Source organism: Paenibacillus anaericanus (assembly GCF_003994475.1).
GTDB classification, from domain to species: domain Bacteria; phylum Bacillota; class Bacilli; order Paenibacillales; family Paenibacillaceae; genus Fontibacillus; species Fontibacillus anaericanus.
Genome location: NZ_RZNY01000012.1, coordinates 44,383 through 69,805 on the forward strand (window position 1 = coordinate 44,383; position 25,423 = coordinate 69,805).

Below are 25,423 nucleotides of genomic sequence, written 5' to 3' on the forward strand. Positions count from 1 at the left end.
AAGCGTTTACACTTATGTTTTTTCATCTCTAGTTCCGGGCAATATTCATTAACACTAGCTTCCTTAATATAGCGGTTTCTTGGACTAACTTGAGACCTCTATTGGAACATCCAACTCTATCAATGCCCCTGAATTCAAGCAATTATCGAAATTCAATCGGGCTGTATTCCCATACAAAAGCTGCAAGCGGTGGTAGCTATTCCAGATGCCCAGATGCTGATCATTGGTTTGATGGAAATAACGACCGCTTTGAAGGGACTCTAGCATCTCTGGAGAGAACCCGCAGCCATTATCGACAATGCGGATACGGCAGAATCTTTGGTCAGTATCCAGCGTGGCCTGAATCTCAATATGGAAGGGTTCCTCCATAAAGTCGAACCCGTACTTGATAGCATTCTCTATAAAAGGCTGCACGATCAACGGAGGAATTGGAACCTGCTTAGCATTCTCATCTATCACGATCTCAAAGGTAATCCTACCAGGAAATCGAAGCTGCTGAATGCACAAGTAGCTGTCCATATGTTCCATTTCTTCGGAGAGCCTCACGAAGGGCTGGCTCGTTTTGGTCGTGAAACGAAAATATTTTACTAGGTTAAGACACATCGCTTGAATAACCGTATAATTTTTGAGCTGGGCAAGATTATAGATAACATTGATGCTGTTTAACAAAAAGTGCGGATTAATTTGCAGCTGAAGATGCTTTAACTCCGCTTTATGCGTGCGGATTTGCTCTTCATACACATTAATTTTCAACTCTTGAATTTGATGCGCCATGTCATTGAACGTTTCAGTAACCGCATGAAACTCCCTGGAGGGGGAGTTATTCAATCTAATGGCCCAGTCGCCTCTCTTAAGCGTACGCATCCCTTTGAGCAAAGCATTCATCGGTCTGAGAATAATACTATTGAGATAGATTAGATATAATAAGAGCAACAAAAAGGCGAATAACGGAATCCATGCGATAACCTCACGAAATCGAGATATATTATCCAACATCCCTTGTTCCGGAATGAAGGCGATTAACGTGACATCCGTTGATTTGATCGGATTACTGACGACAACATAAGTGCCATTCTCTCCTTTCAGCCTCTGGTATCGCGCATCTGAATTAATACGAGGAGGATCTTTAAAGCCTCCAATCTCGAAGCTACCAGCAATCAATCTTCCCTCAGGGTTTGCAAGAGCAGAGAAGCCTTCCCCTCCAAGCTGGATCAGCTCAAGTGGAATCATTAAATGGTTAAGCTGAACCCATGCACCTAAGTAAACACCAAACCCCGAATCTACAATGCGCACTAGACCATAAATATCCCCACAGCTAACCGTCTTCCATCCCCTAAATAAAGGGCTTTCAGGTTGCGCCATATCAAGAATGCCCTGGATACACTGTTTGATGACTATCGCTTCCTCATAAGAATCGGCTTTGATCGATGTATGAATCAGATCCCGATAGACTTTGGAGTAAGCAAATTGAATATCGATACTATTATCAAACCGATTATATCTGCTTAGGCTGTTCAGGATTCGCATCTTGGTCAACGTGTAATCCGAAGAGTTGTAGACCATCTTATTCAAAGACAAAATATCTGCATCATGGGAGGTCATATCGTACAAAAAATTGGCTTCGATTCCAAGGCTAGTTTGGATTTGATTAGAATATAGGGAAATCATATTTTTATTGGATTCCGCCGCCTGCTCGCGTACGGAGTTAGATGCTGTAAAATTACTATAAATCAGTAAACAGACTAGAGGAAATGTGATCGTGATAAAGCCAATGGCTAGCTTGAAACGGAGAGAGCCTTTAGGGTTCATCGTATTCTCCCGCCTATTATTTCATGTTGGTATACTTATACAAGTTATTATATCTTATGTTGTTGGAAAAGGAAGAAGGAGCTGGAAAACACCCTTTCCAGCTCCAACAGCCCCCTATTATTGACTCGCTTTAGCCCATTCATCTAACTGCCGCTGACGTTCCTCTTGAACCTTTTGGAAACCTGCAGCGTCACGTTTAGCTTTGTATTTGGCTATCGTCCCTTCAACATCATCGATGGCACCTGCATTCAGAACCATTTGAAACTCTTTGTCTACATTACTAACCGCCGCCATCTCCGCTTTAACCGGAGTCTCATCAAAGGTAAAGCCCAGAGCAATAGAACGTTCGGCGCTAGCATTAAACTTTTCAAACTGTTCCCATTTATCCGAATCTTCGTTAGCCCAAAGGTAGGAGATGAATTGATTGCCAAACATCCACCCACCTGGACTTGAGTAGCCTTGTGTATCCGCCGTTACACCTTCAGGGTAATCAATCATGTTATCAGATATCTTGACGTAGTGCTTACCCTCGATTCCCCAATCTAGCATATTGAGCAATTTAGCATCCGTGTAAAGCATATTAAGGAACATCATCGCTCTCTCAGGGTCCTTGGAAGTGCGGGAAATTGCAAGCATCGCTCCATTAGCTTCACCTGTCGTTGTGTAAGGTAAAGCCGTCTCAACTTGGACAAGTGGTAATCCCATTGTCACTGTCATTTCCTTGTCTTTACCAGGCTTCAACGATTGTCCGATGGCAAAGGCTTTTCCTGATTTAATCATATTATCTGCTTGGCCACTGGTATCCGAAGTTACAACATCTTTATCAAACCAACCATTAAGGTTCCATTGTCGCATACGCTTGAGGAAATCGATAAATTTAGGATCCTCCAGCGTATCAATAATTTTAAGCTCCTTACTGTCACGAGAAATCATGGAGTTATCGTAGTTAGCAGCTCCCCAAGTATTCGCAAATTTATTGCTAACGACAGGTACGATACCCGGCTCGTTTTCCTTAATTGTCTTGAACATCTCCTCCATTTCCTCTAGAGTTTTAACTCCTTCAGTATTGAACTGATATTTATCGACTAATGCCTTATTTAGCAGGAAACCAAAGCCTTGGGCAAATTCCTTCTTTGTTGGAACGCCATAAGACTTTCCACTGATTTGTGAACCTTTGATAAAGTCATCACCAAGGACAGTCGGGATATCTTTACCTTGGTTCTTTAGGAGATTCGTTAGTTCTAGAAACTGTCCTTTCGATACATCAAGACCATAACCGAACCATCCTGCAGTAAACATTAAATCAAAAGATTCTCCAGAAATTTTCATCAAATTGGTCTTATCAGTCCAAGATCCCCAATCAATAGGCTTCAATTCGATTGTCGCATTGATTTTTTCCGTCAAATACTTACTCATCTCTTCCTGTACAAGTGCAAGATCCTTTTGTGCGTCACCAGGATAGACCAGCGTAAGCTTGTAGGGCTCTAGCTTTGTTACTCCCTCTCCTTCGCTTGATGTAGAGGAGTTTTCGCCTGCTTTCTTAGAGTCGTTGCTTTTCTGACCGCATGCAGGAAGGACTAACATAACCACCATAAGCAGAGCTAATAAGGTGTACATTTTCTTCTTCAACTAAACCATCCCCTTCTTCTCTTAAATTCTATTAAATATCCAACAGCGCAAGTTTAACCTTTAACTGCACCGCTAGTAATACCACTGATGTAATACTTCTGAAAAAACGGATAAGCAATCAGAAGTGGTGCGATACCGATAATAGCCAGCGCCATACGGACCCCTTCTGTTGGCATTTTAGCAAGTAGTTCACCTACCTGACTAGAAGAATCCGCTTTCATAACTAGAAACTGTATATTATTTAGCGTCTTAGTCATTAGATATTGAATATTTATAAGTTCAGGTTTGTCGATAAACAACATGCAATTATACCAATCATTCCAAAAGGCAAGTAGATTAAATAGGGCGATCGTCGCCATAATTGGTGCGGATAATGGCACCACAAGTTTTAGAAAGATGGTCAGTTCGTTTGCCCCATCAATGGTTCCTGATTCAATAATCGATTCTGGAATCGTATTGGCAAAAAAGCTTCGCATCAACAGAACATTAAACGCACTCATTAGTAGATTCGGAATGATCATACCAAACAATGAATTTTTGAGTCCTACCATCGTCACATAAGTGATATACCACGGCACCATTCCCCCACTGAATAACATCGTGAAGAATAGAATGAACGACATCGTACGACGCAGTGGTAAATCCTTACGTGATAGCGGATAAGCGAAGAGTGCTGTAATAAACAAGCTGATTGTTGTTCCTAATAGGGTTACGAGGATGGTTACCCCGTATGACCTTGCGATTTGCCCAAAGTCATTAAACAAGAACTGATAAGAGGCAAAGTTAAGCTTGCTTGGAAAAAAACTGTAGCCATTCTGGACTATAGAGCTCTCATCTGTAATGGATACCATAAACACCAGAACGAATGGCATCAGTGAAACAACGCTAAACAGTAGGAAGAACAGGTGAATTAATGGCTTATGAATACGTGTTGCAAATGGCATCGTTGGATGCCTCCTCTCGTTAGAATAAGGCATTGTCCTTGCTGATTCGTCTCACGGCGAAGTTCGCTCCTAGGATCAGAAAGAAGCACACGACAGATTGGTAAACACCAGCGGCTGTTGACATTCCAATGTCTCCACGTACAATCATTGCCCGATAGACAAACGTATCAATGGTATTCGTCGTTGGCATCAACGGACCGGAATTCATTGGCACCTGATAGAATAAACCGAAGTCCGAACGCATAATGGTACTGATCGAAAGCAGCGTCATGACGATGATCATAGGTGCAATTAGCGGAATCGTAATACGAGTCATCTGCTTCCACTTGCTAGCACCATCTATGGTTGCCGCCTCATAGTATTCCTTATCGATACCGATGATGGCTGCGAAATAGATGATGGCCAAGTACCCCACGCTTTTCCATGCATTAACTATGACCAACACATAAGGCCAGTAATTCGCCTCGTTGTACCAAGAGATCGAATCAAAGCCGAACCAATTCGCGAGTTGCCTATTGATGAAGTCGCTCTCCGCATTCAGAAAGCTGTACACTAGATAAGCGACAACAACCATTGAGATTATATGAGGAAGCAGAAATGTACTCTGATAAAATCGAGTGACTACTTTGTCCTTAATCTCGTTAACCAATAGTGCGATAAGCAGTGCAATTGAAGTATTTACAATAATGAATGCTCCGTTATACAAAACCGTATTTCGTGTTATTAGATAAGCGTCAGGCGAGTTGAATAGAAACTTGAAGTTATATAGCCCCGCCCAAGGGCTCCCAAATATTCCATCAACATAGTTCAGTTCCTTGAACGCCAAGATAACTCCATACATGGGAATGTAATTATTTAAAATCAAGTACGCTAATCCCGGAATCATCATAAGAAGTAAAGCCCTGTATTTTTTTATTTTCTTGCGAAATATCCGCTGCCGACTGGGGACGACTGTGACCGTAGGTACGGGTACATCGGATGATGCAAGTGTTGGCATAAGACTCATCCTCTCTGTTCTTTCCTTCTAACACTTATTATAGATGGCCCCCAATTTAACGAACTACTAGGATGATGACTTATCCTTATAACGATTGTGACTACTTCGTATTCAGCATGGTTTCAGATATTGACGGTTCTAGTAGCTCCTCGTATGCTAAAGGCGTATACAAAAGGTGACCTCTTCTAACCCAGGAAATTACACCTTCCATTAAGAGAAATATACGAGGAGCGATACAGGATGAAACAAACAAAGACTGTGCAGCGGGTGTTTATTCTTGGTATGGATGGAGCGGGTAATTTCGTGCAACAAGCGAATACACCCAATCTAGATGCTTGGCTAGCGCGTGGTGCCTTTACTAATGAGGCACAGGCGGAATTGCCAACGATCAGTGCGGAATGCTGGGGGTCTATACTTCACGGGGTAACTCCTGACAAACATGGCTTGACCAATGATAAGGTGGCTAACGAGTCCTATCTGAACGATTCCCCCTATCCTTCCCTCTTTCGACTAGTTAGGGAGCAACAACCGGAGGCCAAGCTTGCTTCCTTTACCGGTTGGAGCCCCATTAATTCCGGTATTATTGAAGATAACCTCGGAGTACATAAGGTTTCCCTGCCCGATGCAGAGCTTGTTCCCGCTCTCCTGGAGTACATCGAGGAGAATCCCGATATACGACTGCTGTTCCTCCAGTTGGATGAGCCGGATGGCTCCGGGCACAGGCATGGATATGGCGAAGATTCGCCTGAGTATTTAGCTATGATTAGTACTTGCGACGAACGAATCGGGACGATATTGAATCGGATCGAGCAATTAGGTCTCGTCGAGGACAGCCTAATCATCCTGCTCACAGATCATGGCGGAGGAGGTACGGAGAAGCATAATCATGGTAGCGACCATCCAATGGATCGTAACGTCTTCTGGGGTTGTGTTGGCCCTGGAGTCAAAAGAGGTCGTCTTTCGGGTCCTGTCTCCATTACGGATACGGCTGAGGTTACCGCGCTAGCATTAGGTTTAACAGTACCGGAACAATGGGATGCCCGGTTACCGAAGGGACTTCTGGACGACTCGAATTCGAATTCGGATTCGGATTCCCTATGGGAGTCTCATCATGGCTAAGACCCTGCGATTCCGGGAAGATGGGACCTTTAAGATCGTACAGTTTACCGACCCCGAATTTGCTACAAACGATCAGGAAGAACAACAGATGGAAGCTATGATGCTACGTATTCTACAAGATGAGCAGCCGGACCTGGTCGTCTTCACGGGGGATATTATCGCCTCCGCTAGTACTAAGGATCCAGCTGACGCATTCCGGCGGGCCTGCTGCGTGCCGGATCGCTTGAATATACCGTGGGCAGCTGTATTTGGTAACCACGATTCCGAAGCTACAATCACGCGTGAGCAGTTGCATGCCATGCAGCTGACTTACCCTAACAATTATGCCAAGCCCGACCCGCAAGGCGTTCACGGCTCTGGCAATTATGTCCTGACTATGAAAGGAAAGGATCAAGAAGCGGCTTGCGCCCTCTATTTCCTGGATTCAGGCAGCTATTCGCCGCTAGAGCATAGCCGAATGGGCTTCTATGACTGGATTCGCCGCGATCAGATTGATTGGTATGCACGTGAATCCTATCGGCTTACCAACAGCAACGGGGGTACGCCACTGCCTTCCCTTGCCTTTTTCCATATTCCTTTGCCGGAATATAACGATGTGTGGGACTTTAACATCTGCTACGGGGAGCGTAACGACGAATTCTGTTGCGCACCTTGGGTGAACTCCGGTCTATTCGCTGCTATGATTGAGATGGGAGATGTGATGGGTACCTTCGTAGGCCATGATCACGGCCACGACTACTGGGGCGATTGGCACGGCATCCGTCTCTGCTATGGACGCACGACACGTAATGCTTATCTGGATCGACCTTTTGCTCCAGGAGCAAGAGTCATAGTTCTGCACGAAGGACAAAGAAGCTTCGATACTTGGCTGCATCTAGCAGATGGAACTCTCCAGTCCGAGCAGAAAAAACATGAGCCCGTAGGAAGAACACCAAAAATCGGTGCCATGGGACTTCGTTAACTCATAAGATAACACTATGAAATAAATAAAATAGGGCATCCAAAAAGCCATAATGATGGCTGAGGGGTGCCCTTGATATTCCGATTAATTGAATGACCACCGAACTTGCGATGTGTGCAATCAAATAGTAAAAAAAGGCACGGAATACGAATCCCGTGCCTTTCGATGTTTAATTAGATAACCCTAATGTACGTAGAACTCTCATAATCGTAACTGTTCCTTGAGCTTTTGTGATGTTCGACAGAGGATCTAATTTAGTCAGTGAGATTCCTTGCATGATCTTCTGCTCAACCATCAGTGCTACTGAAACTCTTGCATACGAAGAAATGCTTGTTTGATCGCCAAACTGATTCAGTATTGCAGGATCTGCTGCATCAAGCTTCACGCCTGTAAATTTCAGTGCATTATCCAGCATAACTGCCATTTCCTGACGTGTCACCGGATCATTTGGACCAAATGTGTCTTCTGTCTTTCCTTTGATTAAACCGGTAACTTTTGCAGCTGAAATATCGCTTGCATACTTCGATTGATCATCAACATCTTTAAAGGTACCTTTCGTCCCATCTGGAATGATACCTAGTGCTCTAACAATCATTGAAACCACTTCAGCACGTGTAAGGCTAGTATTGACCCCGAATTGATCGGTACTCACTCCAGAAACAATCAGTTTCGCGGTTGCTTGTTCTATATCCTTCTGTGCCCATCCCTTCGTGACATCTAGGAATTTGAAATTGCTCTCTACAATGGTGTAGATACTATTGCCGGCTCTCTTCAACTCTGCCGTTACACTACCATCCGGGTTCACAGTAAATAAGGTTGGCACCGAACGAATCTCTTTCGTGTCCGGGATATAGATTACTCCAGTTGCCCGATTAACATCGATATCTTTAGCGTTTAATTTAAACTTCCGACTCAGAAGTGTGGTGCCAAAGTCTGTAATTTCAACGTATGTCTGATTAGCATTTAATTGTTCAATCTTAAATTCAAGAGGATTTACAAGTTGCTTCAACCCCCTAACTTGCAACTGCTTCGTCAATTGATCGATGTTGTTTGGTTCAGGAGAGGTAATCGTTATTTTAATATCTGCAGAAACATGGATAGGACCCATCGGGATGATATACTCAACTTCATTCATTATGATGGATAGTTGAGCTTGCTCCCCTTTTTTCGCCATAGCAGCAATGACTTCTTTAGTTATGCTAATTTCTATCTGCTTCGCTGCTTTGTCGCTGACTATGATCTGGAAGGTCGTTACAGTAGACTGATCAATAGCTTTTAATGCTGCAGTTGTTGGTATTTTTACATTGAGCTTATCACCATCCTTGGTGATCTGCGTATCCAGTTGCCCTGGCACTTTAATGATTGGTGTTGGAGTCGGTGATGATGCTCCGCCGCCGCCCCCTGAAGAAGATGGTCCTCCTCCTGGGTCTGGCGGCGTTACGACATCTGATTTTGTTGTCACACTGAGCACATTACTATTTATAGATACTTTCTGAATATGATCATTCTCTTTTACGATGGCAATAACATGGATCTTATAGTTGGTTCCGGCTGTAAGAGAACTTATTGTATAATTTGATTCTGTTGTATTGCCCAGCCATACTTTATTCACAAAAACTTCGTACCCAGTTGCCGCTTCTGTTGCATCCCATTTCACTTTAATTTCATTCTGACTATGGGAAGTAGCTATGAGATTTAAAGGAGCAGCAAGTGCTGTGGTATTCACAGAACCATCGATCGGTAAATTTTGAACCAACTCTGTGGTTAACGTTTTATTCCGGTCTCCACTAATTTCCCAGCTCATCACACCGGCAAGATCCAATGATTTTAGCAAGGATGTGGTGTACATGATGGATTCTTTGTCATTATAGGTTATGAAAACTTTCGTATCACTATTGTATACATAAGGTACTTTAGATGCTTCATTCCAATAACGAACATACCCATTTGTGTCCACATAATTATTTTCTATATCTGTATAATCAAATTGTCCGCCTTCCCATGTTCCAAATGGAGTCCCTCCAGCACAGATCTGATATTCTCCATTCTCAGGACAATCGTACCAACCATTACCGTAGAACGGAACACCTACAACTAATTTATAATTGGGGACTCCTCCATTTAAATGTCCTAACATTGCACCCTGAACATTATTTCTAGGTGCAGAGGTTTCAGCTCTGGGATGGTTCTTATCAAAATATAATGGCGCATTGTGATGTGCTAATGTCTCCCAATCTCCGCTGTAATCATAGGCCATAATATTGACGAAATCGAGATAATTTACGGAATTAGCAAGGTCCGCATTCGTAACGAAATTATCTCCCTGTGCAGCAGCAATTGTCTGAAGATAATACTTACCATCCTCCGAACCAGCCGCATCTAAAGCTTCACGTACCGTTTGAACTAGCAGAGTAAAGTTTTCCTTATCCTCTGGTCTTCTAGAATTACTCTCTTCCCCGCCTTCAACTGGATACTCCCAGTCAATATCGAGTCCATCCAATTGATAAGCACGAAGGAATTTCACGACGGAGTTTGCGAAAGCATGGCGAGTCTCTTCCGTCGCCGCCATGTTCGAGAAGTTCTTAGACCAAGACCAACCACCTACAGAAATCATTAACTTCAAATGAGGATTTTGAGCTTTAATAGATGCAAAGGTGTTGAAGTTATTCAAGTCTACTTCAGGATCACCAATGACCATTTCGCCATCAAACACGTAGTTTTGTTGTAAAGGAATATCTTCGTTCTGACACGCTGTAGCTCCAGTTCCGAATCCCTTCCAACATAAGTCGGAGAAGGCATAATTGATATGAGTAACTTGGGATACGTCGACATCCGTTGGCTGATAATTTCTACCCCCTTCGCTAACGGACCATGATGTATAGTAAGTAACGATATTATAATTACTACCTGGTACGACCTTAACTTCATTACTTTCCGATGATTCCCAAAGGTTGTTCTTGCCCACGACTGTAAAAGAGTAGGATTGTGCCTCAGTCAGACCGCTGACTACATAGCGATTGGAATCACTCGAACCGATTAGAGTACCATTCTGATAAACATCATAGCTTGTGGCACCAGGGATAGGCGCCCATCCGAGCGAAGCCGATGTTCTTGTTGCCGTAACAACCTGCAAACTCGTTGGTGCTACTAACTGTCCCCAAGTGATGGTTACTTTATTGCTATTCGCTGAAACAGGGTTTGGGGGATTTTGTGCGCCAACTTCGAAGGTATACGTTTGACCAGATAATAATCCCTCTTCAGGTTTATACTGAATCGTCGTTGCGGAATTGTCCCATGTTCCTCCTTTCCAATCCCCATTTACATAGAGATCGTAACCTGTCGCCCCAGGACTTGAGCCCCAATCCAAGGTTATAGAATCATCCGTCACACCCGCTACTTTCAAATAACTAGGTGGGGCTAATGGTGGATCTGGGTATTCGCTCGTATCTGGAAGTGTTGTAAATGTGACTACGTTGCTCTTTTGTTCCGGAGTGAGATTAGGGGCTTGTATTCCATCCTGCCCAACATAGAAAGAATAGGTAGTCTCCGGCTCTAAACCACCTACTACTTTTGCTCCATCATTTGCCCATGTAATATACTTATTATTTTCATCCCAAATCCAATAAGCCGTAATCCCTGGTATAGGTTTCCACTCTAGTGAGACGGTATTATGTGTTACTTCTACAACCTTTAATTCTCTAGGACCAACGTTCGTTGGAGTCTCTGGTTCCGGTTCTCCTGCAAGCGTAGTAAACTCGATGACATTACTTTTATGCTCAAGAGTAGCCGGTCTTACGAGCCAGGTAATATAAAGTTTATATGTTGTTTCTGGCTGCAAACCCTCTAGTGTCCGGCTTCCGGTATTGCCCCAAGTATAATATTCATCATTGTCAGCGAACCAAACATCAATATCATCACTATTAGGATCAATATCCCATTCTATAGTTGCGCTAGTAGCAGTGATGGAGTCCTCTACTACTTTTAAATTTTGCGGAGCAAGCGGATCTACTTCTGCCGCATGTGATGAAGGTGCGGGAAGTAATGTCCCTACGGCTAAGATAAAGGTCATAATCAATGTCATGATTTTAAAATACCTCTTCTGAACATTTATTCGCACTTGTATCCCCCTTAAAAAACTAATTTTGAAACTTAATTTGTGTAAGCGGTTTCAATGTTGCATATAGAACGATCCGTTCAGCATCACGCTCCTATAGGAGTTTATTTCCGTATTTCTAAATCTCCTACCTCCCTTACAAAATACTGTTTGTATTAGTTAAATTTAGATGTAACAAGCATGAATTGTGGACAAGCACAAAATCAAGGGATACTATCTTCTCTCTATAGGATAAATTTGTATATAGTGAGTCTGGACCACGACTCATATCTGACGTCCAATACTCTCAAATAGAATTAAACACAAATGATCCGTAAGAAAGACACTTTTTTTCAAAGTATCTACCTCACGGATCACAGTTTAATTTATACTTTTTTTATTTATCTGGCTGCTGAATTCCGTTCCGCTAGTGCCCGAACATGCTGCCACATTCATTTAAAGGGAAAAGCTCCTGTTAAGTTACTGAGGATATACATCATTCCTCTATTAACTGGAAAAACTCCAGTTAAATCAATCAACTTTCCATCACTAAGGCTTCATATCGCTTAATTAGATGGAGAAAATCCTGTTGAGTTGCCCAATCGCTGTTCTAAAGTCGCATTAAAAGGAGAAATTCCTGTTATTCCTAGATTAGCGGGGTTTCGTGGGTTTCGTGGGTTTCGTGGGTTTCGTGGGTTTCGTGGGTTTCGCGGGTTTCGCGGGTTTCCCCCATACGGATTCTATTGGAGCGGTTAAACTCTCCACATCCCCTTGCTCGATCTGCTGCTGTAGGCACCCGAAGCACCAAAGTTAAAGTTGCGCTTAACCGGGTTTATAGCTGCTGAAATCTTCAAATCAAGCAAAATATAAAAATAGAAGCAACATACTACTTCTAAATGTTTTTGTCGTGATCATATCCCTACTTTATCCACCGATTTGTGACATTCTGCGAAGAGTGGGCATATGCGTGGTCTGCTCTTCCAACAAATGCTTAGCCATTTCGTGACTTTCAGGTTTAGTGCTAAGTGCTTCTAAAAATAATTGACGAACAGCCTCATCATCACCGATGACTCGCCGAACCTGGAATTGCTCCGACCAGGCGAGGCATGGCTTAATATATCCATCAGCCGTTAGACGCAGACGGTTACAAGTTTGGCAAAAATGATTACTGATTGGGTGTATGAGTCCGAAGCTCCCGATTGCTCCCGCAATTTTATAATTATCCGATGGACCATTGCTACAAAGCGACGAAATAGATTCAAATGACCAATTGTTCTCTGCACATACATCAAACACTTGCTTTAGTGGCAGATATAAACTTTTCCACTGGGAATCATGATGTCCAATCGGCATATATTCGATAAAACGAACATTAATATCACGATCCATTGTTAAGGAAAGAAAATCAGCGATTTCATCGTCATTAATCCCTCTCATGAGTACAACGTTTAATTTTATTGGAGATAAGCCCACATTTATACAAGCATCAATGCTCGCCAGTACTTTATTGATATCCCCCCCGCGTGTGATCATCTTGAAGCGATCCGAATTAAGAGAATCCAAGCTGATGTTAACCCGGGTTAGTCCAGCTTGCTTCAAGCGCTCTGCCCGTGATGCAAGATAAATACCATTTGTGGTTAATGCGATATCCTCAATCCCCGGAATTTGTGAAAGCATGGCGACAAGAACATCTAATTCTTTGCGAACAAGAGGCTCACCACCAGTTAATCGCAGCTTGCGTACTCCCATTCCAGCGAGTACTTTGACCACACTTGTTATTTCATCATAGCTTAACAGATGCTCCGCAGGTTCGAATTCCATCCCTTCTTCCGGCATACAATAGATACAGCGCAGATTGCAGCGGTCTGTAACCGAAATACGCAAGTAATCATGCTTTCGGTCAAAACGATCGGTTAAAGTCTGAATCGTCATACCATTTGCACCTCCTTTTACTCTGCAATTGCTCCTATGATCGGTTTTCCCTCTGGATAGGCCTCATAATCAAGATATAAGGTACGTCTACCCTGGGTAATATCACGAACAGTGCCAATAAACAACGTTACAGCGCCCGCTTCCCGGCGTGTGACATTATCCGTTACCTCTTCCGGAACGATAGGTTGATCCGTAAAATAAAGGGAAGAGTTCATCATCATCCACCCCTTTCAATCACATCGAGTGCGTTTCATTATGATAATAATCTCCACTTTTGCCACCGTTCTTCTGCTCTAAATACGTAGGACCCAAAATCATCCCTTTATCAATTGCTTTGCACATATCATAAATGGTTAATCCGACAACCTGGGCAGCGGTGAGTGCTTCCATCTCGACCCCAGTAACTCCTGTTGTTTTTACAAGTACCTTGATCAGCAACGTTTCATCATCTAGTTCAATGAAAGTGATATCGACCCCTGTCAATGATAGCGTATGACACATTGGAATGATATCCGCTGTTTTTTTGGCAGCCATGATACCAGCTACTTGAGCCACTGCTAAAACATCACCTTTGCCAATACCACCTTCTCTGATTTTGCTTAATGTCTCCGAACGCATGCGGATTTGACTAATGGCGACAGCCATTCTTTGGGTTTTTGTTTTCTCGCTGACATCCACCATATGCGCCCTGCCCTGCTCATTAAAATGAGTCAATTTCGCAGTATTCATCACCTGATCCTCCTTGCCTTTCCTTAGATTACTTTCCCATATCGCCCATCAGCCCCCGCTCATCGGTGGATGTAAAGCACGATGTCCTCAGAAACAACTCATCACACCATAGCTGCCCGAACAGGCACCGTAAATCCAGATAATCTTATACTTTTAGACGATATCATTAATCATATATCGGATAGAAAAATGATCCGTACCATCCACGATCAAATCTACCTTGGACGATTCTACCATGCGAACCAGATCAGTAGCTATCAGTAGCTGTACAATCCAGTACATGCGCATGAATGTTGATGCAGGAATTGATCTGCCGAAGTCGACGAGCTACCGCCACCGCCTTAGGCACCTGCTCCCACAATCAAGACATGCTTATGCTGGAATTCACTTTGCCCTAAAGCTCCGATTGAGGGGGAAGCTCTCCTGCCTGATTTATCTTTCACTATGCACGGACGTAGCCTCCTCATTAGTTCCTAAGCAGCATGGATAAATACTGCTCCGGTGTATCGATATCCATGGTGAAATCATGTGAAATTCCACTCTCGACCCAATCGGACTCCTTAAGCCCTAACCAATTGATCATATCCAATAGCCCTGAAAGTCGATACTGCTCCCCTTCGATCAAACTTACAATAGGACTAAGTAGTCTTTCTGGGCGATAGACCCCATGAAGCATCTGATACTTGTCATTGACGATAGGAACAACTGCGTCATAGTCCATTTGCTTGAGTAGATTAACCATCAATTGTGCAGCTGGAACAGACAAAGTAGGGTAGTCACACCCTACCACCCAAGCAAATTCCGTTCGTAGCTTCAAAAAAGCAGCATGCATACCGGATAGTGGACCATGTCCCGCATAAACATCAGGAAGATAAGTCGCTTTTCGCATCGAGAGGTTGGCATAACAATCAGGGTCAGGCGTTACGACTAGAATATCCCGGCATATCGTTCCCATAACCCGAATTTGCCCTTCAATAATACTTTCACCCTTGAAGGGCAACATCGCCTTGTTATATCCATGCATTCGCGAATTACGTCCACCAGCCAGTATAACGCCCGTAATCACTTGGAACACCGCCTTCTATTTGCGTTTACGATACAGTACATAACTTCTTCGTAAATAGGTGATAGGCATACTCAACATGTGTACGAGTCTAGTGAAAGGAAATACGGCGAATAACGCTAGACCCAAGAGAACGTGTATTTTGAAAATAATCGGAACTTCAGCCATTAACATACCGTCTGGCGTAAAGGTCAATACACCGCGAATCCATGGTGAGATCGTCTCCCGATAATCAAAATCAGAGCTAGCTGTCGTATTAAATAGGGTTGCCGCCATCCCAATCACAACGATCATTGTTAGGAGGATGATAGACAACATATCACCAAAGCTACTTGTCTTCCGGATCCGCGGATCGGTTAGTCGACGATACAAGAGAATCAAACATCCTACCAAGGTTAGTATTCCAGCAAAACTACCAAGTGAAATCGCTATCGCATGGTAAAGGTGATCACTGACTCCAATTCCCACCAACCAAGCCTTTGGAATGAGGAGTCCACCCACATGACCGAATAGCACAAGCATAATCCCGATATGAAAAAGATTACTCCCCCATCGTAGCTTCTTCTTTTCCAACATTTCGCTGGATTTAGCCGTCCATCCGAATTGATCCGTTTGATAACGATAATACAAACCTATCAGAAAGATAACGAGAATGAGATAAGGATAGATCACCCACAAAAACTGGATGCCCAATGTCATTCTGACTCCCCCCTCTCTACCTGATTTCCCCCTTGATATGCAAAAGGTGAACCTCCTCCATATCCTGCTGCAGCCCACATCGGACCACAACCTGTAGTTCCCGTTCCTCCACCAGTACCGCTGTAGCCAACGGATGCTTCGAAATGAAAGGAGCCTTCCTTCACGGATGATTGATCGAGAAGCATCAGGATTCCCATAAGCACATGCCTATACGGACTACCTGCTGCAGCGAGTGCATCTCGCACACCTTCAAGTGCTTTACGGAAGGACAACAACAAGGCGACTCCATTGTTCTCCTCCGCTACTGCGACATATTCAAGGACAAGTGGTAAATAATCTGGCAGTTCTTCACTGGCAAGAATCATACCTTCTTCTTCATAGATTTGCTTCAGTTTAAGTAAGGCAGGACCCCGTTCGCGTTCTTCGCCTAATTGCCCATAAGTCAAATACAAATTCGCTTTCTTGTTGAAGTCAAAGGTCTTCACATAATTCGCCGTAATAACTTCGGAGTCCATACCGACAAACTCCGTGATACAATCGCTTGCATACTCTTGAAGCTTCACAGCTTGATCGTCGTTCTCATCCTGTAACAGCTCGCACCAGTTAACGAACATATCATCCGCTCGCTCTTGCCACTGTTCATCAGGATATTGCAACAGAAACGACATCATCATCCAACTGGAACGGAGCGTTATATCTTGCATTCCTCATCACTCCTTTTAAGATTGGGGGTAGGGATCCGTATGGATTATCCTCCGCACGGTCCTGGTCCACCCATCATATTCGTAAACCCACATGCCCCTTGCTCGCTATAAAGATCCGCGAATTCTTCACGATGTGCTGAAGGGATAACAAATCGATCTTCATATTTAGCAATTGCCAATAAGCGATACATCTCTTCTATTCCCTTCTCTGTTAATCCGAATTGTTCCAGCAGGGCAAGATTAGGCTCCTTGCTCAGATTACGGGATCGCATATGCGTCCGCATAACAGCCATCTTCTTCAACACCGTCTTGATAACCTCGGTATCCCCTGCTGACAGCAGGTTCGCCAAGTACTCTACGGGAATTCGCATATCATCAATAGCAGGGAAGATATCGTCAGCTGAGGCTGCCGTACCTTTGCCCTCCACCATATTAGTAATTGGGCTAAGCGGTGGAACATACCATACCATCGGCATGGTGCGATATTCTGGATGGAGCGGAAGCGCGATTCTCCACTCTACTGCCATCTTATAAATAGGAGAATGCTGAGCAGCATCAACCCAATCTTCCGGAATTCCTGCTTCACGCGCTGCTGCAATCACTTCTGGATCGAAGGGATTAAGGAATATATCAAGCTGTGATTCATAGAGATCTTGTTCATTCTCTACCGAGGCTGCTGCTTCTACGCGATCCGCGTCATACAACATAACCCCTAGATAACGGATGCGTCCCACACAGGTTTCCGAACAAATCGTCGGCAAGCCTTGTTCAATACGCGGGAAGCAAAGTGTACATTTCTCTGCCTTATTCGTTTGCCAGTTAAAATACACCTTTTTGTAAGGACAACTGGATACGCAAAACCTCCATGAACGACATGCGTTCTGATCGACAAGCACAATGCCATCTTCCTCGCGTTTATACATAGCACCTGATGGACAGCTCGATACGCAGGATGGATTGATACAGTGCTCACAGATCCTTGGTAAATACATCATGAACACCTGCTCGAATTCCATGCGTACGGCTTCTTCGATTCCAGCCATATTGGGATCAAGCATTCCCGTTTCGTGCACACCGGCAAGATCATCTTCCCAGTTAGGGCCCCATTTGATTTCCATCTGTTCCCCGGTAATTTGCGATTTCGGGCGAGCAACAGGCTGATGCTTGCGTTCATGACCTTGCTGTAATTTCTCATATTCGTAGTCCCACGGCTCGTAATAATCATCTATCGTAGGTTGATCTGGATTATGGAATATGTGTGCTAAACGCTTCGCACGGCTTCCAGAGCGCAGCTCCAGCTTGCCACCCTTCAGCACCCAACCACCTTTGTATTTCTCTTGATTCTCCCACTGCTTGGGATAACCGATTCCAGGTTTGGACTCCACATTATTGAACCACATATATTCCGCACCTTTGCGGTTGGTCCAAGTGTTCTTACATGTGACGGAGCATGTATGACAGCCGATGCATTTATCCAGATTCATTACCATGCCGATCTGCGCTTTAATCTTCAAGCCAGTTCACCTCCGCTAGTTTACGGATGACAACGTACAAGTCGCGTTGATTCCCCGTCGGACCGTAGTAATTGAAACCGTAGCTAAGTTGAGCATACCCACCAATCATATGCGTAGGTTTTACATGAATCCGTGTCGGACTGTTATGCGTTCCACCACGGGTTGATGTTACGTCTGTTGCCGGAACATTAATTGTTCGATCCTGTGCGTGATACATATAAGTCATTCCACGTGGCATTCGATGCGTGACAACTGCCCTAGCAACAACCGCACCATTCTGGTTAAAGCATTCGATCCAATCGTTATCTTTGATATCTGTGTCCGCCGCATCATCCTTGTTCATCCAAATGGTCGGGCCACCGCGGAACAGCGTAAGCATAGGAAGGGAATCATAGTACATGCTGTGAATGGACCACTTACTATGAGGCGTCATGAAGTTCAACACGATTTCTTTGCCCTTTACCGTCGGTCGATCTTTCGCGGTGTGGAACGGAGCGTGCTTAAGTGTCGGTTTGAATATCGCCATATTCTCACCAAATTCTGTTAACATCTCATGATCCAGATAGAAATGCTGTCGTCCTGTCAACGTTCGAAATGGAATCATCCGTTCTACGTTCGTTGTAAAAGGAGAATAGCGTCTGCCATGCTGCTCGGTCCCGCTGAAAGCCGGTGAAGTAATAACCGTTTTGGGCTGCGCCGTAATCTGGGCAAAAGTAAATCTCTCATCACTGCGATCCTCTGCCATATCCTTTAGCTTGAGATCCGTTTTCTTCTCAAGGGATTCCCAAGCCTTGACCGCCATTTTCCCATTGCTAGTGGAAGATAACGTAAGAATCGCTTCTGCCATATGAAGATCAGTGATTAGCTTTGGACAACCCTCGGCTATGCCGGGTTCATCGACGAGACCGTTGATCTTTCCAACCAGCTCGTATTCATCTGCCGCTGACCAATTCATCCCCTTTATGCCATAAGGCTTACTCTTAACTTGCGGCCCAAGTGAAGTCATTTTGCTATATACTTGAGCATAATCGCGCTCTACAACGACGAATTTAGGCATCGTTTTACCCGGGATCGCTTCAATCTCGCCTTTGCTCCAGTCGTGTATTTTCCCAAATGGCTGTGCCAACTCATCAGGTGTATCATGCAGCAGTGGTACGGCGACGATATCCTTTTGTGGTTCAGTAAATTGATCCTTCGCCATTTCCGAGAATGTTTTTGCGATGGATTTGAAAGTTTCCCAATCCGAACGTGATTCCCACAGAGGTGGCACAGCTGGATTGAATGGATGAATAAAAGGATGCATATCCGTCGATGAGAGATCACTCTTCTCATACCATGTAGCGGCTGGAAGAACGATATCGGAATAGACAGCTGTACCTGACATACGAAAATCAATATTGACCATCAGATCAAGCTTGCCTTCTGCCGCTTCATCTCGCCATACAATCTCTTCAGGACGCATTGTGTCTGTATCATCATTCAATAAACCATTGTGCGCTCCGAGCAAATACTTCAAGAAGTACTCATGACCTTTTCCAGAACTAGAGATGAGATTCGCTCGCCATACAAACATAACTTTCGGATGATTCGCTGCGGCATCCGGATCTTCGATCGCGAACTGCAATTTACGATCCTTAAGCTGCTTCGCCACATATTGCGCTATTTCTTCAGGCGTGTGCGCACCCTCGGCATTAGCTTGATTCACCAGACCAAGCGAGTTCTCATTGAACTGCGGATAGGAAGGTAACCATCCAAGTCTCGCAGCCATTACATTGTAATCTGCATAATGCGCATATCGCGCTTTATCAACAAGTGGTGAAGTATGTCCGTCCACCGGATTTGACTCAAAACGCCATTGATTCGTAGCAAAGTAGAAAAAGGATGTGCCATTCATTTGACGTGCTGGCATCGTCCAGTCTCGTGCGAAGGCTACGGTTGCCCAGCCCTCAGCTGGCCGCAATTTTTCTTGTCCCACATAATGCGCCCAACCGCCTCCATTAACCCCTTGACATCCCGTCATAAGAACGAGGTTTAGAATGCTGCGATAGATCGTATCAGAGTTATACCAATGATTGATTCCTGCGCCTACAATAATCATGGACCGGCCTTTACTCTCGACTGCGTTCAGTGCGAACTCACGGGCGATCTGGATAATTGACTCTCTATCAACACCTGTAATCGCTTCTTGCCATGCCGGTGTGTAAGCCGTCTGCGCGTCATCATAGCTGCCTTCACCACTTGGATTCACTCCATATTGGGCTAGCATCAAGTCAAACACTGATGTTACTTGGAACGTAGATCCATCAGCCCCTACAACAGTCTTGTAAGGGATTGCACGAGACACTATCGTTTTGCCTTCATCGTCGAAGTATGGCAAGCTGATATCCCGTTGCCCACTCGCAGAGCTACCGAGACCAAGTTTTGGGTTTATCTCATCGCCTGTGATCGCATCAATGGGGTTTAGATTCCATTTACCATCCTCGCCCCAGCGAGATCCAATCGTTCCATTCGGAATATGCAACTCCCCGGTATTCTCATCAATGAGCACCGTTTTCCATTCTGCATTATTAGTCTCGACACCTAAGTCCTTAGCGGTTAAGAAGCGATCTGCGGTACAAATCCCATTCTCATCTTGCAGAATAATCAGAAATGGGAAATCCGTGTATTTTTTAGAGTAGTTCTCAAAATAGGTAATGCGCTCTTTCACATAAAACTCATTCAGAATAACATGCCCCATCGCCATAGCGAGTGCTCCGTCGGTACCTTGCTTAGCAGGGAGCCATTTGTCTGCAAATTTGACGAATTCCGCGTAATCAGGACTAATGGACACAACCTTTGTCCCTCGATAACGAGCTTCTGTCATAAAATGTGCATCTGGTGTGCGGGTCATCGGAAGGTTGGAACCCCATACCAATAAATAGCTTGAATTGTACCAGTCACTACTCTCCGGCACGTCAGTCTGATCACCCCATATTTGAGGCGAAGCCGGCGGTAAATCTGCATACCAATCATAGAAACTTAGCAGTGGAGAACCAAGCAACGACAGAAATCGTGATCCTGCGGCATAGCTAACCATCGACATCGCCGGGATTGGAGAGAAGCCAATAATCCGGTCTGGGCCCTCCTTTTTGATCGTATACAACATCGATGCCGAGATGATTTCATTAACCTCTTCCCATGATGCGCGGACCATGCCACCTTTACCACGGGCTGATTTATAAATCAGCTTTTTATTATCGTCTTCTACAATAGACGCCCATGCCAATACAGGATCATGGTTATCTTGACGAGCTTGCCGCCATAATTGTAATAGCTTGCCGCGAATATAAGGATATTTCACCCGCAGTGGGCTATAGAGATACCAGGAGAAGCTTGCTCCACGAGGACATCCGCGAGGCTCGAATTCTGGCATATCGGGTCCAGTTGTTGGATAATCCGTTTGTTGTGTTTCCCAAGTGACGATACCGTTTTTTACGAATATTTTCCAGCTGCATGATCCAGTACAGTTCACTCCATGTGTGGAGCGGACAACCTTATCATGTTGCCACCGATTGCGGTACATATCTTCCCACGAACGATCCGCTGTGGATACTTCGCTCCACCCTTCTGCATTCTTTTCACGCTTGCGGAAAAACGTAAGCTTTTGCAATAGAGGATTGTTCTTCTTCATTCGTTCATCTCCTTGCGCCTTATTCTACTTCTATTGTAGACTTAGCAGCTCGCACAAAAGAGAGGGGAAAACCCTCATTCTTTCAAGGGTTTTCCCTAGTTTTGCTAAAATTCTTATCTTTTCATTTGGATTTATCAGGAGGGAGTAGAGACATTATTAGGGTTTGAATATGATCAAGGAGAATATCCTCTGCATGAATAGAGAGGATTGGGGCGTTATGGGGCTGTTTGTTACTTACACTGTTAGCGGAGAATTTCTTAGGATTCAGCCAACTTACCCAAAGTCGTATATCTGACGTCTCTTTAAGGAGATCTATCATGTGGTTGGACTCACGAATTAAAGCGATTTTGGGGTAAGATGCTGCTTTAAAACCTTCTGCGATTAAGATGTCGACCCTTCCGTTTAGCAGTGCAGCAATTTCCTGCAATGAGGTTGGTTCTTGACGCATCCAACGGGTAGCGGTGTTTGAAGTAAGGACCGTTTCTACAGCTCCATGTGTCAAATGTTTGCTACTATCTGTACCTGGTTCATCAAGCTGAAACCTATGAGCATCATGTTTAGCTGATCCGACCCTTAAGCCTGCGGCCGTTAGTGTTGCTATAAGCTTACAAGTTAGTGTTGTCTTTCCACTGTTTTTATAGCCTACGATTTGTAACACCGGTAAGTCAGAAATTATACTTACACAGGTTGAATTCACTGACATGACGCTCCCCCTCTACAATGGAATAACTTCGACAAGTTCGCCCGCCTCGTAGCCTTTAGGTGAACCTGGAAGGCAGATCAAACAGTTGGCATCACGTAGTGATACGGTAACGCTGGACATGTCATATCCAATGGGTGTAGCTACCAAGGAGCCCTTTTCGCTGGAGAAAACACCACGAATAAAACGCGTAGAACGATCTGATTTCAAATAAGCAGTAGATAATGTGGCTAACATACGTGGCTCTGGTACAAGTTTGGCCCCCATCATGCCACGGAGTGCAGGGCGAAGAAACAATCGACATCCAACATAACAAGCAGCAGGGTTGCCGGATAGTGCAAAGAGTGGTTTGTCATTCCAAAGACCATATGTCGTTGGGCTACCGGGTCGCATTAACACCTTATTAAACTTCAAATCTCCATCCCAATCTTTCGTTAAATCATAGATTATATCGTGGTCCCCCACCGAGACACCACCGATCGTTACGACAACATCATATACAGCAAAGGCATCCATCACAATCGCTTTTGCCTTCTCTACATCATCTGAAATTCGGCCTAACATCACCGGAATCCCCCCGAAATCCATAACAGCCGCTGTGACCATATAGGCATTACTGTTACGAATCCTTCCGGGCTGTAGCGGCTCATGAACATCAAGCAGTTCAGCACCCGTGGCAAGGATTGCTACACGAGGCTGTTGATATACCTGAACTGTAGCGATACCGAACATAGCAAGCAGTGCGATCTCTGCCGGGCCAATACGAACACCAGCTTGAAGAACCAACTCTCCCGAACCTATCTCAATGCCGATTGGTGACACATTTTCACCGGGAATAACCATCCCCTTGACGCAGCACGTCTCTTGTTCATCGGTGCCATAGGCGCTCTCTTCTGTCATTTCATATTTGATAACCGCATCTGCGCCATCTGGTACAACTGCACCCGTCATAATTCTTGCACATTCTCCCGGGCGAATCGTCATGCTTGAAGTTGTACCCGCTGGAATGTTATCAACAACATTCAAAGTAATCGGATTCCGGATCGTTGCAGAAGAAGTATCAGCCGCTATGACCGCATAGCCATCCATACCCGCCCGTCGAAAATGAGGTACAGGCTGAGAAGCAATAATTTCCACAGCCAGATACCTTCCGATGCTTTGCGTAATGCACAGCTCTTCCGTATCCATCAGACGAACTCTATCCATGACGATATGGGTTGCTTCTTCTACACTGACCGCTGTTCTCATGAAGTTTTCTTGCGCTTTTCTTCCACTCATAGGACTACCATTCCGTTTCCATGCATACGATCATTTCCGGAGAAGACTTCCCGGTTAAATCGCTCGGAGGTCGGCTCAATTTCACTAAAGACACCAACATAGTAACTGGTTTCACCGACATCATTTTGTACAGCATTGATCGTCAAGAATTGTAAATATAGTTCGCCATTCTTTTTCTTATTCCATACGTTACCACTCCATGCGTTGTTCTCCTGCAACTGTTTCCACATCAAATCATAAAAATCTTTGTCGTGACGACCCGATTTGAGAAAACCCGACTTTTGACCAATGGCCATATCCGCGGTATAACCTGTGATAGCTGTAAACGCTGGATTTATATTGATGATAATCCCCTTTTTATTCGTAACAAGAATCGCTTGAGAGGTACTCTGAATCATTTGCTCGGCCAATTTCACTCGATCCTGCCAGTACAAATAAAGCACAAGTAGTAAACTGCACATAGCCACCATAGCCAATGCCATAAAACCAATCGCATAGTGTCCGGTTATTGCGAATAATAGTGACAACAAAAGTGGTGGGAAGAATCCCCCTAGACCGCCAAGAGCAGAAATGAGTCCGTTTGCAATACCTGCCTGCTTCGAGAAGTAAAGAGGAACTAATTTAAAGAGCGTCCCATTCCCCGTTCCTGCACAAAAACCAATCAGTAAACATCCGACAGAATACAGCATGATAGATGGAGAAAAGGCGAGTAGAATGCCTCCTATTGTCAATCCGATGAATACAAACACCAATATTTTAAACGGATTAAACTTATCTCCAAGCCAGCCGCCAATCGGCCGCATAAGTGTAGCTAGTGCCACAAAGCCAGCAGTACGCAATCCTGCATCTATTTTGCTAATATCAAATTGTTGGACGAGATAATTCGGTAGAAACACGGTGAATGCTACGAAAGATCCGAATGTTATAAAGTAAAAAAAACAAAGCAGCCATAGCTTCTCGTTTCGATAGATTCCTTTGAACTGCTCCATCAGTGGGATTGTTGATTTGTTCTCTTGTCGATCCCCGATAAAAAAATTAGCAATCGCAAAAATGATGAGCAAGATCAAATAGAACTGTACTGTCGTCCGCCATCCAAACTGCGTTGCTAATAAAGGTGCAAAAAATGTACTTATTGCCGAGCCAATGTTACCAAGACCATAAATCCCATTTACAAACCCATGCTTCGATCGAGGGTAATATTTCGGAAGTGAGGTAACGCCCACAGAGAACGTCGCGCCAGCAATCCCAAGAAATAGTCCACCTGTTATAAGATGATTGAAGGTCGTTGCTTTACTGATGTAGAACACAGGTATGAGCAGGATTATAAAGCTAATCATGAACATCAATCGCGCTCCATATTTATTCGTCCAATAACCGAACGGGATCCGTAATACGGAACCTAGCACCACTGGTAAAGCCGTTACTAGAGATAATTGTCCTGGTGTTAAAATAATACCTTCTTTAATAAACACAATTAACGATGATAATACACCCCAAACAGCGAATCCTAGAACAAGACTTAAGGTTTGTAAAGGTAATAGTGCTTTGGATGGTTTCATACCCACGCCTCCCATAATACGAA

Annotated in this window: 18 protein-coding genes and 1 pseudogene; 3 read left to right on the plus strand and 16 right to left on the minus strand. The window is 44.2% G+C overall.

The window, feature by feature from the left end:
• Positions 1-84: 84 nt before the first annotated feature.
• From EJP82_RS15135 to EJP82_RS15150, 4 genes are all read right to left on the minus strand, one after another.
• Positions 85-1,809, minus strand: a complete 1,725-nt coding sequence (locus EJP82_RS15135) for a sensor histidine kinase (protein WP_127192909.1) — start codon at positions 1,807-1,809, stop codon at positions 85-87.
• A 117-nt stretch (positions 1,810-1,926) separates the two neighbouring features.
• Positions 1,927-3,438, minus strand: coding sequence for an ABC transporter substrate-binding protein (locus tag EJP82_RS15140; protein ID WP_246054164.1), 1,512 nt, complete (start codon positions 3,436-3,438; stop codon positions 1,927-1,929).
• A 53-nt stretch (positions 3,439-3,491) separates the two neighbouring features.
• A complete protein-coding gene (locus EJP82_RS15145) occupies positions 3,492-4,382 on the minus strand; it encodes a carbohydrate ABC transporter permease (RefSeq protein WP_127192910.1) in 891 nt (296 codons plus the stop codon).
• 19 nt (positions 4,383-4,401) lie between these two features.
• Entirely contained in the window at positions 4,402-5,379 is a 978-nt protein-coding gene (locus tag EJP82_RS15150; protein WP_127192911.1) for an ABC transporter permease, read from the minus strand.
• Positions 5,380-5,619: 240 nt separating this feature from the next.
• Here EJP82_RS15150 and EJP82_RS15155 point away from each other — a divergent pair, with 240 nt between their 5' ends.
• Both EJP82_RS15155 and EJP82_RS15160 read left to right on the plus strand, forming a co-directional pair.
• Positions 5,620-6,498, plus strand: coding sequence for an alkaline phosphatase family protein (locus tag EJP82_RS15155; protein WP_127192912.1), 879 nt, complete (start codon positions 5,620-5,622; stop codon positions 6,496-6,498).
• Positions 6,491-7,459: a metallophosphoesterase family protein gene (locus EJP82_RS15160; RefSeq protein WP_127193015.1), complete on the plus strand. Its 969-nt coding sequence runs from the start codon at positions 6,491-6,493 to the stop codon at positions 7,457-7,459. Before EJP82_RS15155 ends, EJP82_RS15160 begins: the two co-directional genes overlap by 8 nt.
• Before the next feature lie 169 nt (positions 7,460-7,628).
• Here the strand turns inward: EJP82_RS15160 and EJP82_RS15165 are convergent, their stop codons facing one another.
• The 4 genes and pseudogenes from EJP82_RS15165 to moaC all read right to left on the minus strand — a co-directional run bounded on the left by EJP82_RS15165 (position 7,629) and on the right by moaC (position 14,213).
• A complete protein-coding gene (locus EJP82_RS15165; protein ID WP_127192913.1) occupies positions 7,629-11,540 on the minus strand; it encodes a glycosyl hydrolase family 18 protein in 3,912 nt (1,303 codons plus the stop codon).
• Positions 11,541-12,476: 936 nt separating this feature from the next.
• Positions 12,477-13,484, minus strand: a complete 1,008-nt coding sequence (gene moaA, locus EJP82_RS15170; protein WP_127192914.1) for a GTP 3',8-cyclase MoaA — start codon at positions 13,482-13,484, stop codon at positions 12,477-12,479.
• 56 nt (positions 13,485-13,540) lie between these two features.
• A pseudogene (locus tag EJP82_RS15175) lies at positions 13,541-13,702 on the minus strand (molybdenum cofactor biosynthesis protein MoaE); the annotation flags it as partial.
• 16 nt (positions 13,703-13,718) lie between these two features.
• Positions 13,719-14,213, minus strand: a complete 495-nt coding sequence (gene moaC, locus EJP82_RS15180) for a cyclic pyranopterin monophosphate synthase MoaC (RefSeq protein WP_127192915.1) — start codon at positions 14,211-14,213, stop codon at positions 13,719-13,721.
• Between the two features lie 81 nt (positions 14,214-14,294).
• On the opposite strand from moaC, the gene EJP82_RS27980 reads away from it, so the two are divergent.
• The gene (locus tag EJP82_RS27980) at positions 14,295-14,477 is read left to right on the plus strand and encodes a hypothetical protein (protein WP_170220200.1); all 183 of its coding nucleotides are present in this window, start codon (positions 14,295-14,297) and stop codon (positions 14,475-14,477) included.
• A gap of 202 nt (positions 14,478-14,679) precedes the next feature.
• Here EJP82_RS27980 and mobA read toward each other — a convergent pair whose 3' ends face one another.
• From mobA to EJP82_RS15220, 8 genes are all read right to left on the minus strand, one after another.
• Positions 14,680-15,279 carry a molybdenum cofactor guanylyltransferase gene (gene mobA, locus EJP82_RS15185; protein ID WP_127192916.1) on the minus strand — a complete coding sequence of 200 codons (600 nt, stop codon included), beginning with the start codon at positions 15,277-15,279 and terminating at the stop codon, positions 14,680-14,682.
• A 15-nt stretch (positions 15,280-15,294) separates the two neighbouring features.
• Positions 15,295-15,975, minus strand: coding sequence for a respiratory nitrate reductase subunit gamma (narI, locus tag EJP82_RS15190; protein WP_425464349.1), 681 nt, complete (start codon positions 15,973-15,975; stop codon positions 15,295-15,297).
• Positions 15,972-16,679 carry a nitrate reductase molybdenum cofactor assembly chaperone gene (gene narJ / locus EJP82_RS15195; RefSeq protein ID WP_127192917.1) on the minus strand — a complete coding sequence of 236 codons (708 nt, stop codon included), beginning with the start codon at positions 16,677-16,679 and terminating at the stop codon, positions 15,972-15,974. The genes narI and narJ overlap by 4 nt, the downstream gene beginning before the upstream one ends.
• Positions 16,680-16,723: 44 nt before the next feature.
• Positions 16,724-18,193, minus strand: a complete 1,470-nt coding sequence (gene narH / locus EJP82_RS15200) for a nitrate reductase subunit beta (protein WP_127192918.1) — start codon at positions 18,191-18,193, stop codon at positions 16,724-16,726.
• Positions 18,183-21,863, minus strand: coding sequence for a nitrate reductase subunit alpha (locus EJP82_RS15205; RefSeq protein WP_127192919.1), 3,681 nt, complete (start codon positions 21,861-21,863; stop codon positions 18,183-18,185). The genes narH and EJP82_RS15205 overlap by 11 nt, the downstream gene beginning before the upstream one ends.
• Before the next feature lie 121 nt (positions 21,864-21,984).
• On the minus strand, positions 21,985-22,566 hold the full coding sequence (gene mobB / locus EJP82_RS15210; protein WP_127192920.1) for a molybdopterin-guanine dinucleotide biosynthesis protein B: 582 nt from the start codon (positions 22,564-22,566) through the stop codon (positions 21,985-21,987).
• Between the two features lie 12 nt (positions 22,567-22,578).
• Positions 22,579-23,841: a molybdopterin molybdotransferase MoeA gene (locus EJP82_RS15215; RefSeq protein ID WP_127192921.1), complete on the minus strand. Its 1,263-nt coding sequence runs from the start codon at positions 23,839-23,841 to the stop codon at positions 22,579-22,581.
• Positions 23,838-25,400 (minus strand): nitrate/nitrite transporter, encoded by a 1,563-nt coding sequence (locus EJP82_RS15220; protein WP_127192922.1) that lies wholly within the window; start codon positions 25,398-25,400, stop codon positions 23,838-23,840. The genes EJP82_RS15215 and EJP82_RS15220 overlap by 4 nt, the downstream gene beginning before the upstream one ends.
• Between the last annotated feature and the right edge of the window lie 23 nt (positions 25,401-25,423).

Coding starts and splice junctions, on each gene's coding strand:
- EJP82_RS27980 (WP_170220200.1), top strand. CDS start 14,295: ATGTCCTCAGAAACAACTCATCACACCATAGCTGCCCGAACAGGCACC.
- EJP82_RS15215 (WP_127192921.1), bottom strand. CDS start 23,841: ATGAGTGGAAGAAAAGCGCAAGAAAACTTCATGAGAACAGCGGTCAGT.
- moaA (WP_127192914.1), bottom strand. CDS start 13,484: ATGACGATTCAGACTTTAACCGATCGTTTTGACCGAAAGCATGATTAC.
- moaC (WP_127192915.1), bottom strand. CDS start 14,213: ATGAATACTGCGAAATTGACTCATTTTAATGAGCAGGGCAGGGCGCAT.
- EJP82_RS15145 (WP_127192910.1), bottom strand. CDS start 4,382: ATGCCATTTGCAACACGTATTCATAAGCCATTAATTCACCTGTTCTTC.
- mobB (WP_127192920.1), bottom strand. CDS start 22,566: ATGTCAGTGAATTCAACCTGTGTAAGTATAATTTCTGACTTACCGGTG.
- EJP82_RS15165 (WP_127192913.1), bottom strand. CDS start 11,540: ATGACATTGATTATGACCTTTATCTTAGCCGTAGGGACATTACTTCCC.
- narI (WP_425464349.1), bottom strand. CDS start 15,975: ATGACATTGGGCATCCAGTTTTTGTGGGTGATCTATCCTTATCTCATT.
- narJ (WP_127192917.1), bottom strand. CDS start 16,679: ATGCAAGATATAACGCTCCGTTCCAGTTGGATGATGATGTCGTTTCTG.
- EJP82_RS15220 (WP_127192922.1), bottom strand. CDS start 25,400: ATGAAACCATCCAAAGCACTATTACCTTTACAAACCTTAAGTCTTGTT.
- EJP82_RS15150 (WP_127192911.1), bottom strand. CDS start 5,379: ATGCCAACACTTGCATCATCCGATGTACCCGTACCTACGGTCACAGTC.
- EJP82_RS15160 (WP_127193015.1), top strand. CDS start 6,491: ATGGCTAAGACCCTGCGATTCCGGGAAGATGGGACCTTTAAGATCGTA.
- EJP82_RS15135 (WP_127192909.1), bottom strand. CDS start 1,809: ATGAACCCTAAAGGCTCTCTCCGTTTCAAGCTAGCCATTGGCTTTATC.
- EJP82_RS15205 (WP_127192919.1), bottom strand. CDS start 21,863: ATGAAGAAGAACAATCCTCTATTGCAAAAGCTTACGTTTTTCCGCAAG.
- EJP82_RS15155 (WP_127192912.1), top strand. CDS start 5,620: ATGAAACAAACAAAGACTGTGCAGCGGGTGTTTATTCTTGGTATGGAT.